Source organism: Desulfovulcanus sp. (assembly GCF_982781345.1).
The window spans coordinates 31,033-42,370 of sequence record NZ_CEYAEZ010000016.1 but is presented as its reverse complement, the minus strand read 5'-3'; the positions used below and the strand labels follow the sequence as shown (position 1 = coordinate 42,370).

10 protein-coding genes and 1 tRNA gene are annotated in these 11,338 nt (G+C 43.8%); 5 read left to right on the top strand and 6 right to left on the bottom strand.

Translation table 11 applies throughout. The annotated features are described in order from the left end of the window. Position 1: 1 nt before the first annotated feature. Positions 2–175 (top strand): RHS repeat-associated core domain-containing protein, encoded by a 174-nt coding sequence (locus AC3WVG_RS04235; protein ID WP_488796934.1) that lies wholly within the window; start codon positions 2–4, stop codon positions 173–175. A 353-nt stretch (positions 176–528) separates the two neighbouring features. Here AC3WVG_RS04235 and AC3WVG_RS04230 read toward each other — a convergent pair whose 3' ends face one another. Further along, positions 529–672, bottom strand: a complete 144-nt coding sequence (locus AC3WVG_RS04230) for a hypothetical protein (RefSeq protein ID WP_488796935.1) — start codon at positions 670–672, stop codon at positions 529–531. Positions 673–1,262: 590 nt separating this feature from the next. On the opposite strand from AC3WVG_RS04230, the gene AC3WVG_RS04225 reads away from it, so the two are divergent. Together AC3WVG_RS04225 and AC3WVG_RS04220 are read left to right on the top strand one after the other, a co-directional pair. Further along, on the top strand, positions 1,263–2,219 hold the full coding sequence (locus tag AC3WVG_RS04225; protein ID WP_488796932.1) for a serine/threonine protein kinase: 957 nt from the start codon (positions 1,263–1,265) through the stop codon (positions 2,217–2,219). 20 nt (positions 2,220–2,239) lie between these two features. Beyond that, complete coding sequence (locus AC3WVG_RS04220) at positions 2,240–2,728, top strand: universal stress protein (protein WP_488796931.1); 489 nt, start codon at positions 2,240–2,242, stop codon at positions 2,726–2,728. Positions 2,729–2,800: 72 nt separating this feature from the next. On the opposite strand, the gene ahbA is transcribed toward AC3WVG_RS04220, so the two are convergent. Both ahbA and ahbD read right to left on the bottom strand, forming a co-directional pair. Next, entirely contained in the window at positions 2,801–3,256 is a 456-nt protein-coding gene (ahbA, locus tag AC3WVG_RS04215; RefSeq protein ID WP_488796930.1) for a siroheme decarboxylase subunit alpha, read from the bottom strand. A 152-nt stretch (positions 3,257–3,408) separates the two neighbouring features. After that, the gene (gene ahbD / locus AC3WVG_RS04210; protein WP_488796929.1) at positions 3,409–4,479 is read right to left on the bottom strand and encodes a heme b synthase; all 1,071 of its coding nucleotides are present in this window, start codon (positions 4,477–4,479) and stop codon (positions 3,409–3,411) included. A gap of 361 nt (positions 4,480–4,840) precedes the next feature. Here ahbD and AC3WVG_RS04205 point away from each other — a divergent pair. After that, a tRNA-Ala gene (locus AC3WVG_RS04205) sits at positions 4,841–4,916 on the top strand. A gap of 288 nt (positions 4,917–5,204) precedes the next feature. On the opposite strand, the gene typA is transcribed toward AC3WVG_RS04205, so the two are convergent. After that, positions 5,205–7,049 (bottom strand): translational GTPase TypA, encoded by a 1,845-nt coding sequence (gene typA / locus AC3WVG_RS04200; RefSeq protein ID WP_488796928.1) that lies wholly within the window; start codon positions 7,047–7,049, stop codon positions 5,205–5,207. Positions 7,050–7,323: 274 nt separating this feature from the next. Between typA and AC3WVG_RS04195 the strand changes: the two genes are divergently transcribed. After that, positions 7,324–8,832, top strand: coding sequence for an ATP-binding cassette domain-containing protein (locus AC3WVG_RS04195; RefSeq protein ID WP_488796927.1), 1,509 nt, complete (start codon positions 7,324–7,326; stop codon positions 8,830–8,832). Positions 8,833–8,990: 158 nt separating this feature from the next. On the opposite strand, the gene glnA is transcribed toward AC3WVG_RS04195, so the two are convergent. Further along, positions 8,991–10,337 (bottom strand): type I glutamate--ammonia ligase, encoded by a 1,347-nt coding sequence (gene glnA, locus AC3WVG_RS04190; RefSeq protein ID WP_488796926.1) that lies wholly within the window; start codon positions 10,335–10,337, stop codon positions 8,991–8,993. Positions 10,338–10,523: 186 nt separating this feature from the next. After that, positions 10,524–11,291: a tryptophan synthase subunit alpha gene (trpA, locus tag AC3WVG_RS04185; protein ID WP_488796925.1), complete on the bottom strand. Its 768-nt coding sequence runs from the start codon at positions 11,289–11,291 to the stop codon at positions 10,524–10,526. Positions 11,292–11,338 lie beyond the last annotated feature (47 nt).

Sequence of the window (11,338 nt, the reverse complement as noted above, 5' to 3'; positions counted from 1 at the left end):
CATCTCCAAAGACCCGATTGGGTTTGCCGGTGGCGATGTTAATCTGTATGGGTATATCCTAAATAATCCGGTTAATTGGATTGATCCTACTGGGGAGTTTCTGGTCTCAGGGTTAGAAGGATTCGTTGTGCCTGGTCCTCCGCCACCAAGTCCTGCCGGATTGCAGGTTCCTTAACAAGATATGCAATTGATGAAGCGATTGATAGGATTTCCGATTGGGGCCAAGACGCATCTAATAATAACTGCTCGAAGTAACAGCAAATAATGAATAAGTTCTTTTTCGCAATATTAGGCGTTTCACTGATTATATTCGGGACCGGGATTTGTTTTGCTCCAGTTTTCTATGATAGTAGGCATGGTGTGACGATAGACCTTACAGGATTCAATATTCCGATTGAATTATTCTCTATTTTGGTCGGAAGTTTGCTAATTTGGTCTACCTTCAAAAAGAGGGAGTAGACAGTTCGTCGCGATATCAAAAAAAGTAAAAGGGGACGGTGTTGATTTAAGACGGCTAATGAATGATTATCAGGCTCGACATCTTTGCATTTGGCTGACATCTTCCTCCATGGTCAGATACTTTCTCACGGTGTTCCGGTCCAGTTCTCGGGCAATTGCCCGGATTGATAGCCCTTTCCCTTCGTCGTACAACTCCTTGATCTTGTGAATCACGAACACTCCTTCAAGTTTTGATCCTCCCAATTGTCCTTTATAAGACAATCAGGAGTATATGGCCTTTTGGCCACTATTGCACTTTAGAAGTTGATCAAAATTATTGACCGATTCTGGCTCATTTTAAATGGCCATTAACAATCCAATCCAATATCTCCAGCCGTTAAGCAAGCATTAGAACAGTTTAATAAATACATTGGTGAAGACAAAGGCATTGTAATCACTGGGGGCAATAGACCAACAGATTCCGATATTGGATCAAAAAAGAGAGCACGCACGTAAGAAGTATTGCGGCTGATATAAAAGCCCTAGGTGTCCAATGGCCAAAAAATTTGAAAAGTTGTCCTCTGAGTAAGGTTTGTCCACAGGCTCTTTAGCACCCAAAACGCCTTTCTCGCCCCCCATCCTTATTCAAGAAACTTTATTAGCTTGTTATTATTTTAATTCCACCTATTGCTCTGTGCTTGCCGTTAAGTGTAAAGAGACCGCAAAAATCCAATCTCTCCTTGGCAAAAACTATTTGTTATGTTAAAAAGTTAAAGTCGCTCTAATAGAAACAGGTTTTAAAAAAACTATAAGAGACCTATACCATGAAAGAAGTTAAGGAGCTTATAAATCGGTTTCAGCCAGATACTTACGTGGGCCGTTGCGGGAAGATATACACGGATACTTCCGATTTTATGCGCATTGGCCACGGCGATGTAATCAAAATCGGGGGGAAACATTATCTTGTCCTTCGAGAAGAGGCCGAGCGCTCCTTTGGTCTTGAAGATCCAAAATATTGGGTCAAGCGATGTAAACTCTTGGAAACAGGTGATCGAAAACTTCTGAAACTCGTCTTTTATGAAAAATTTTTCTTAAACTTCGAGGGGACTCAAATACTTTGTTACAGGAGTCCGCGAAAAGAAGCCCGCATCTTAGACCTGGTCCGGGACGATAAGCGCTTTATGCAAGGCTTTTCCATCGACGATACCGCAGGAAATCGTGTACGGATTATAGATCTTATCAGAGGGAAAAGGCTGGATATCGTAGTATTCAACATCCAGGCTGATCATAAAACCTATTTTCATGATTTTTTGCCTGAAATTTTAGAGAAGTTTATCGATGCATGCGAAGCCATAGCTTTTCTGCACAAGCATGGAGAAAAGCACGGCGATATCCGCAGAGATCACCTGTGGGAAGAATCAAAAACTAAGCAATACCGGTGGATAGATTTTGATTACACTTTTGACTTCTATGAAAATCCTTTTGGCCTGGATATCTTTGGTCTAGGCGCACTTTTGCTCTATTTAGTGGGGAAAAACTACTACACCCCTCAAAATCTACCTGATTTCGACTTTCCAACTGATATCCTCACCTCCCTGAAGCAAGATGATTACCTTCTCTTGTTCCGCAACAGACTGGCCAATTTGGGCAAGCTCTTCCCATATATCCCCAAAGAGCTCAACTGGATGCTGCTTCATTTTTCTTGCGGGAGCAATGTGTTTTATGAAACCGTAGATGAATTTTTAAAAGATCTCCGCAACTGCGTACAATTAATCAAATAAAGACCTATAAGGAGATGGCTATGGACGTAAAAAAAATTCTCATTGCCATTGATGGTTCGGAAAATTCTATGCGTGCTGTATCCTATGTAGGATCGATCGTAGAAAATTGCCCAGGATTTCGGATCAAACTACTCTATATCGAACGATTGCCATCCCGAGATTTCTTTGCAGACGAAGAAACCTGGCTCGAAGAATGCAAAAAGCAGAAAGAAACCATGCAGGAGTTCTTGCATAAAGGCCAAGACCTGCTGGTATCCAAAGGCATCCTGGAGGAAAATATATCCCGGGAGTACATCGATAGTTGCCAATCCCCCACTGCCTCCAGGTTAAAGTGCAGCCAGGGGACTAGTATCGCCCAGGATATCCTTGACACGCAAAAAAATGAAGGCTGGGAAACGGTGGTTATCGGCAGAAGAGGGGTATCAAAAGCAGATGAATTTTTATTCGGCAGCGTATCCAACAAAATCGTTCACGCTGCCAGAAGGTGCACCGTCTGGGTGGTACAATAATAGGAGTGTGTGCTTACAAAAAACCAAACCCGAAACACAGATAACAGCTATCTTTGCGGCAGTCCCTAATATTTATTGGCCTTTGTCCATGGGAAAATCCACTTTGATCTTAAACATCTTCCTGGCGGGCAAATTCAAAATTTCTATCCCTGTCTTTTGAGTAATGTCCTTTAAGGCCTGTTGCACAAACTCTTTGGAGGGACCAATATAGGTAAACCAGACGTTCTGCCTGTGGTTGCGCAAGTAGTTATGCGTCACGCCAGGGTGCTTGTTTACTTCTGCTACAAACTCTGCAAGCTTTTCTTCCGGGACAGACGCAGCGCACAATGTGCTGTGCCAACCAAGTTTACGCGATTGAAAATTACCTCCGATTCTCCGAATCACTCCCTTTTCCTTTAAAGCCCTGACCCTGGCCAACGTTTCAGCCTCAGTCAGCCCCACCATCTCGCCTACTTTGGCATATGGCCTGGGGACCAAAGGAAAATCCGTCTGAATGATGTCTAAAATTTTTTTGTCGATCTTATCCATAACTTGTATGAGGTTATTTAGTTTATTTGGTCTTATGGTTGATTAGTTAAATGGTTGGAAAATGGTGTAAATAACCCAGGAAACCAATTTGCCATTAAATCTGTAAACCCACTAATCATCCAACCTAATAAACCAGTCAACTAAGAAACCAATTAACCAAGCCTCCTGGGCTTGTATGTACATAATGGCTCTTCAGCCAGATAATTGCCATAAATGGTATGGGCCCGGGCCCTGCAACCTCCACAAACACGGTGATACTCACAAATACCGCATTTTCCTTCGTAGCACTCTGGATTGCGTAAGTTTAAAAACTGAGGACTTTTGGCCCAAATCTCAGGGAACGGAGTCTGTTTCACCTGGCCGCAATCGAGTTCTAAGTAACCACAAGGCTGAACCTGGCCAGTGTGCGAAATAAAGCAAAAACCGATGCCGCCAAGACAACCCCGCGTCATGGCATCAAGGCCGAAGTTTTCTCTGGTTACAGGCACTCCTTCCTCCTTGGCCCTCTGACGCATAATCCGGTAATAATGCGGAGCACAAGTAGCCTTTAAATGCATATCGGTTTTCTTGCGAAAATCATAAAACCAATTGAGTACTTCTTCATACTCTTGGGCAGTGATAACCTCTTCCGCAAGGCCTGCCCCCCGACCCGTTGGTACAAGCAAAAAGATGTGCCAGGCCACAGCACCCAAGTCTTGAGCCAGATGAAAAATTTCTTTGAACTGGCTCAAATTTTTCTTGGTCACGGTAGTATTGATCTGAAAAGGAACACCGGTTTCCTTTAAGTACTCGATCCCCCTTAAGGCCTGTTCAAAAGCCCCATTTACGCCCCGAAAACTGTCATGACTTAAGCTATCAGGACCATCAATGGAAATACTGCATCTCTGTATGCCTGCTTCCTTCATCTTGTGGGCGTTTTCTGCCGTTATCAAAGTCCCGTTGGGAGCCAGAACGCAGCGAAGGCCCTTGTCATTGGCGTAGGAAACAAGCTCAAAGATATCCGGTCGAAGCAATGGTTCTCCGCCAGTAAAAATAATTACCGGATCTCCTGTTTGGGGAAAAGTATCAATGAGAGCCTTGGCTTCTTCAGTAGTCAACTCTCCCGGGTAAGGCTCTGGATGAGCCTCAGCCCGGCAATGTTTACAGGCCAAATTGCAAGATCTGGTAACCTCCCAGGCAATCAACCTCAATGGAGGCACTTGATTCACTTTTTGTGGATGCATTTAAATTACCTTCTTTATGACTGAAACTAGTAGCTTTTCTTAGCTGGAACCTTTCCTTGCCAGCAATTTGTTATAAAGTCAAAATCTAACACGCTCTTATATTCTGACCACAAAAACATCCTGTACTTCCTTATCCTCCTGCAGAAATATTCACCCGCCCCAAAAGCCTTAAACTAAAATTTTTACCCCAGTTCATATAAATTTACCGAAATATTAAATGGTTACAGAATTTACCTGGAACCGACTAATCTAGAAAACCTCTCTCTTCAATCTTAAAAAACTTCTCTTATTTTTTACGTACACATCAAATAATTCTTGACAAGAATGAACAAGATAATTATGAAGTGATTTCTTCGTTTGTGGGGCTGTAGCTCAGTTGGGAGAGCGCTTGAATGGCATTCAAGAGGTCAGGGGTTCAACTCCCCTCAGCTCCACCAAAAGAAATCAAAGGCTTATGGACAATAATCCATAAGCCTTTTTTGTTTTTCAGCCCATTCTATCCCGAAATCTTTGCAAGCTAACCAAACCTAAACAACACCCCCCAATCAACAGGGCAAAGTCTAGAAAAAGTTAGAATCAACCAGCGACGAGTTCCTTCCGCAAAAGTCCGAATTAACAATTTAGACAAAAAGATATTTCAGATAACACATTGAAACAACTTACTTAAAAGCCCCTGCAATCCAGCCATGGCTGGATTGCAGGGGCACGTTCAATGCTATCTCAACTTAATTAGCTCGCTTCTTAGCGGCAGTCTCCAAGACATGGCGTTTTTTGGCACAAAGGACAGCCTTTCTCAGACGGATGGATTTTGGAGTAACCTCGACAAGTTCGTCTTCCTTGATAAAGTGGATGGCCTTTTCCAAAGTCATGGGCATAACCGGGGTGAGAGTCACTGCTTCGTCCTTTCCCGAGGCACGCAGGTTGGTCAATTTCTTGCTCTTGCAGGGATTTACATTGATATCATTGCTCCTGTTGTGCTCGCCAATAATCATGCCTTCATATACTGGTTCACCAGGAACTACAAACAACCGTCCCCTGGGTTCGAGGTTAAACAGAGCATAGGCTACACATTCTCCTTGCCGGTCGGCCACGAGCGCGCCAGTAAACCTTCCCTGGATAGGACCGGCATAATCCCCATACCCCGCGAACAGGGTATTCATAATGCCCGTACCTCTTGTATCAGTTAAGAATTCATTTCGGTACCCAATAAGCCCCCTTGCAGGGATCAAAAACTCCATTCGCACCCGGCCACTGCCGTTATTAACCAGGTTGATCATCTTACCCTTGCGCATGGACAACTTTTCGGTAACCACGCCCATGAAATCCTCCTCGCAATCTATAAAGACCTTTTCCATGGGCTCTTGCAATTTCCCTTTTATTTTCTTGAAAATAACCTCTGGCCGGCCCACGCATAGCTCGTACCCTTCTCTGCGCATAGTCTCAATGAGAATAGCCATCTGGAACTCTCCCCTGCCTTTGACAATAAAACTGTCTTTGTCGTCGGTCTCTTCCACTTTAATAGCCACATTGAGCAGGGTTTCCTTGAGCAACCGCTCCCAAATTTTCCTGGATTGGACATACTTGCCTTCGCGACCGGCAAAAGGAGAGGTATTTATGCTAAACCTCATGGACACAATAGGTTCATCCACTGTAATCCTGGGCAGAGCTCTAGGTGATTCTTGAGTACAAATGGTGTCCCCGATCTTGACATCTTCAATCCCGGAGAGAACCACAATATCACCCGGGTCTACCTGATCTACCTCTTTATAATTTAACCCCTCATAGACTTGCAGTTTTGTGACCTTTAGGGGGATTTGCTTCCCATGCTCATTGATACAAACCAGAGTCTCATTGGAGCGGACTGTACCATGAAAGACCTTACCGATAGCTAATCGGCCCAAATAGTCAGAGTAGCTCAGGTCAGAAACCAGCATCTGAAATGGCTCTTCAGGATCATAACTAGGAGCAGGAATTTCTTGCAGGATTGTTTCAAACAACGGTTCAAGATCCTCGTTTGGATCATCCAGGCTCTTTTTGGCAATCCCATCCTTGCCAATGGCGTACAGCAGAGGGAACTCCAATTGCTCCTCAGTGGCGTCCAGGTCGATGAGCAGATCATACACCTCATCCAAGACCTCTCCTGGCCTGGCATCTCTGCGGTCAATTTTATTAATGCAGACAATAATGGCCAGCCCGGCCTCCAAGGCCTTTTTCAGGACAAATCTGGTCTGAGGCAAGGGGCCTTCTGAGGCATCAACAAGTAAAATGGCCCCTTCTGCCATGGACAGGGAACGTTCGACCTCGCCTCCAAAATCAGCATGTCCCGGAGTATCAATGATATTAATCTTCACACCTTTCCAGTTCACAGAACAATTTTTGGCCGCAATTGTAATCCCCCTTTCGCGCTCCAGATCCATAGAGTCCATGACCCTTTCTTCCACTTCCTGACCTTGGCGAAACAGCCCGCTTTGTTTGAACATGTTGTCAACAAGGGTGGTCTTGCCATGATCTACATGGGCAATGATTGCGATGTTCCTGATGTTTTCATTTTGTAATCCTGATTTATGCATGAATATCTTCCTTAACAAGTAACATGATTATTTGATCCAATGAAAAAGCGGTTCAACCAAGCAGTTGAACCGCTTTTTCTTAAGCTAAGCTCAAGTTTACATAATTACGCCACGTACGGTAAAAAATCAATAAAAGATTTCACCATATTTGATGACTTTCCTTGAAGTTACCGCCTGCGAAGTACCGCGTGATGATTTATGAACGTACTCTCCCATCTAGAAAAATGAGGTGGCAAATTTGACGAAGCCGTGCATCATCGACTATTTTTAGACCATGACACTGGAAATTATTCTTAAAAATGTAGATGTAAATCTTGGCCCCAAAAAAATCTTACGCCGTCTTTCCTGGCGCATAAGAACCGGGGAAATCCACTTTGTGCAAGGCGATAACGGGGCCGGCAAAACTACTTTCTTACGACTTTTGGCCGGACAGCTCTGGCCAACTCCCGAGACATACAAGGGAAGAACCTACGTCGTAAACGGAAGGAAGAGCCACAGCCCTGCTTTGGTCAAAGAAAAGATCAAGATGGTCTGTCCTGAAGACTATGCCTTTTACGCCCATCATAACCTGAATTTAAAGGTACTTGATCTGGTCTTGTCGGGGATAAGCAATACCATTTATCAATATACACGCCCAAAAGAAGAGGATATCGAAAAGGCCATTGAGTTACTGGGACTGTTTGAACTGAACGGGATTAAAGAAAAAGGATTCTTGACCCTTTCTTCCGGACAGGCCCAAAGGGCCTTGATTGCCAGGGCACTGATGGGCAATCCAAAACTCCTGCTCATGGATGAACTGGGACTAAACCTGGACCACAAGAGTCGGCTAAAATTATTTTCCACCCTGGAACAAATTGTAACACAAAGATCCTGCACCATTGTCTGCACAACACACCAGGCCGAGGAAAAACCAGCAACTATCCAATATTTCTGGCAAATTAAAAATGGACAGATTTTAGCACAAACGGCGCAACCGCCAGCCAAAACTTCTAAACCTAAACAACTATCTCAACCACAAAAACTTTTTAAATCACCTTTCAAAGAGGGCAAAACACCAGCTAACGCTGCTTACGCAGCTATCGCTATTCAACTCCGCAATGTTTCTGTACAACGGAAAGGGGAGCCAGTCCTTAAGGATATTTATTTTGAGCTCAAAAAAGGAGAGACCTGGGCTATTCTAGGACCCAACGGCAGCGGCAAGAGTACATTTTTACGCTTGCTACTCGGCGAAATTCACCCACTTCCGGGCGGAGAGATAAAGTGGTGGGGAAAAAGCAAAATAACCTTATGGGAACTGCGACAAAAAATCGGATTTGTCTCTCCGGAACTCGGGGCCCAACTCAGACCAGAGATGACAGTGTTTGACTTGGTTGCTTCAGGCCTTTTAGGTACCATTGGTATCTGCTCTGACCTCAAGAAAAAAGAAAAGCTTAATGTTTTACAATTTTTGCATAAATGGGGGGCAGACAATCTAGCTCATAAGCCCATCCACACCCTTTCCTTTGGCCAGGCTCGAAAAGTCCTCCTTCTGCGGGCCTTGATAAACAGCCCGGAAGTACTCCTTCTGGATGAAGCTTTAACCGGACTGGACGAGAAAGAAAGGTATCTTTTTCTAAGGACTTTAATAAAGGCCGTAAATAAAGGCACAAACCTGGTTATGACCACCCATTACCCCAAGGAAATACAGCATTTCATTAGTAAAGGTATCGTTTTAAACCAGGGTAGAATTGTCTATCAGGGATCCTTTAAGGAAGCTATAAATGCGTGGCTAAACCAAGGGTAAAGAGCCTGTGCCCAATCCCGATTCCAGCCACTGATTGAAAGGCCTGAAATTAACCATGAAATTTGAATTGGCAAAAGGATTCGGCCACAGGTTCTAAACACAAAAAAAGCCCGGGGCCAAAGGCTCCGGGCTTTTTTATAGGCGTATAGTCAAGGCTTCTACAGAAACGGCAAGTATTTCTTAATCTCGAACTCAGTTACTTGAGTGCGGTACTCATCCCATTCCATCTTTTTGTTGGCAATAAATTCATTGAAGATATGCTCGCCTAAAGCCTCTTTGACAACCTCGCTCTTTTCCAGTGCTGCAATGGCTTCGCCAAGGTTGCCCGGCAGGCTCTCGATGCCGTATTCGGCCTGTTTTTTCTCATCCATATCAAAGATGTTTTCCTCAACAGGGGAAGCCAATTCATAGTTTTCTTCGATACCTTTCAGACCGGCAGCGAGCATTACGGCAAAAGCCAGATATGGGTTACATGCTGGGTCTGGAGAACGAAGTTCAATACGTGTTGCTGCCTCTTTGCCTGGTTTGTACATAGGTACTCTGACCAGCGCAGACCTGTTTCTCTGGGCCCAGGCTACATACACAGGAGCCTCATAACCGGGAACCAGACGTTTATAGGAGTTGACCCACTGGTTGCACACTGCGGTGATTTCCTTGGCATGCTTTAAGATACCAGCAATGTATTTTTTACAATCAGCACTTAAGCTGAACTCCTCTTTAGCATCAAAAAAGGCATTCTTGCCATTCTTGAACAAAGACTGGTGAACATGCATGCCGCTACCGTTTTCACCAAACAAAGGCTTGGGCATAAAGGTAGCATAACAGCCGTGCTTGCGGGCAACTTCCTTGACCACAACTCGATAAGTAATAGCAGTATCAGCCATTTTCAGGGCTTCTTGATAGCGCAGGTCGATTTCATGCTGGCTGGGGGCTACTTCATGGTGGCTATATTCCACTTGGATGCCCATTTTATTCAGGGAAAAGATGATATCTCTGCGGATATCATTGCCCAAATCTAGCGGAGGAGCATCAAAATATCCGCCAGTATCTAAAATCTTAGGATTATCTGGGCTTTCAAATATAAAGAATTCCAATTCTGGGCCCACATAAAATGTATAGCCCTTTTCAGCAGCCTTGGCGAGCATACGTTTTAAAACAAAGCGGCTATCGCCTTCGTAGGCTGAACCATCTGGGTTCTTGATGTCGCAAAACATGCGGGCCACTGGTTTTTCTGATGGCCGCCAGGTAACAAACTGAAATGTAGTGGGATCGGGATAAGCGACCATGTCACTTTCATGAATACGGGTAAAACCTTGAATGGATGAACCATCAAAGCCCATTCCTTCCTCAAAAGCGGCTTCAAGTTCAGCCGGAGTAATCTGGAAGCTCTTCAAAGTTCCGAGTACATCCACAAACCAAAATTGAATAAAACTGACATCATACTCTTTAACTGCCTTGAGCACATCATCTGCATTCTTACAATTGAAGATAGGGGTATCAGCCATTTTTTACCTCCGTTTATTAAAATTCTTTAGTAAATGCATACAATATAAGGGCCAAAAGTTAAAAGACTGTTATCTTTTAACTATTTATAAAAAAACAAACCACGTGACTTCTTGTAAAAATTCACAATTTTGTTATAAATCTCTTGTTAATAATTTTCTTTTTTTACAAAATTGTAACCCAAAGACTTACCTCCATTGCCCCATAAAATCACTACTGCTTCCCCCATCCTCAATGTATCTGATTAACGCGCTACCAAAGACTACGGCATCAATATGCTCTGCAATAGAGCCAAGCTGCTCAGGGGATTTTAAGCCAAAACCCAAGGCAATGGGGCAGGAAAAGACTTCTTTTGCCTGCTTTAATTTTTCAATTAACACCTGATTAATATCTACCTTACTTCCGGTAATACCAAGGACAGAAACCATGTATACAAAAGCCGGGTCCAACTCGGCATACTCTTCCATTCTGGACACGGAAGTATTCAGGCCAAGCAAGGGAATATATTCCAATCCTTGCGCTTTAAACTCACTGAGGTATGGCTTTACCTCTTCCAATGGAAGGTCAGGGACAATAAAGCCACTTACCCCTGCCTCCTTAGCCGTAGCCAATAACTTTTTTATACCAAATTGCAAAAAAGGATTAAAATAACCCATAAGCACAATCTCAGCCTTTAGTCTAGTTCTATATTCTTTAAGACCTGCAAATATCCACTTCAGGTTTACTCCCTGCGCAAGGCATTTAATCGAGGCTCCTTCAACAACCGGTCCGTCAGCTACAGGATCAGAAAAGGGAACTCCAATCTCAATGATATCTGCACCATGCTCATCTAACATCAAAATCTCTTCCCAGAACCTCTGTATACTGGGAAAACCAGCTGGCAGAAACGGGATCAGGGCCTTACGCCCCTCAGCTCCCGCTTGATTTATCTTATCTCTAAGTCCTTGTTTACTCATTATTTGCTCCACCAAGTTTATGCGTTCGTTGGCCTTGTTGTATTTTT

Coding starts and splice junctions, on each gene's coding strand:
- AC3WVG_RS04225 (WP_488796932.1), top strand. CDS start 1,263: ATGAAAGAAGTTAAGGAGCTTATAAATCGGTTTCAGCCAGATACTTAC.
- AC3WVG_RS04220 (WP_488796931.1), top strand. CDS start 2,240: ATGGACGTAAAAAAAATTCTCATTGCCATTGATGGTTCGGAAAATTCT.
- ahbA (WP_488796930.1), bottom strand. CDS start 3,256: ATGGATAAGATCGACAAAAAAATTTTAGACATCATTCAGACGGATTTT.
- ahbD (WP_488796929.1), bottom strand. CDS start 4,479: ATGCATCCACAAAAAGTGAATCAAGTGCCTCCATTGAGGTTGATTGCC.
- typA (WP_488796928.1), bottom strand. CDS start 7,049: ATGCATAAATCAGGATTACAAAATGAAAACATCAGGAACATCGCAATC.
- AC3WVG_RS04195 (WP_488796927.1), top strand. CDS start 7,324: ATGACACTGGAAATTATTCTTAAAAATGTAGATGTAAATCTTGGCCCC.
- glnA (WP_488796926.1), bottom strand. CDS start 10,337: ATGGCTGATACCCCTATCTTCAATTGTAAGAATGCAGATGATGTGCTC.
- trpA (WP_488796925.1), bottom strand. CDS start 11,291: ATGAGTAAACAAGGACTTAGAGATAAGATAAATCAAGCGGGAGCTGAG.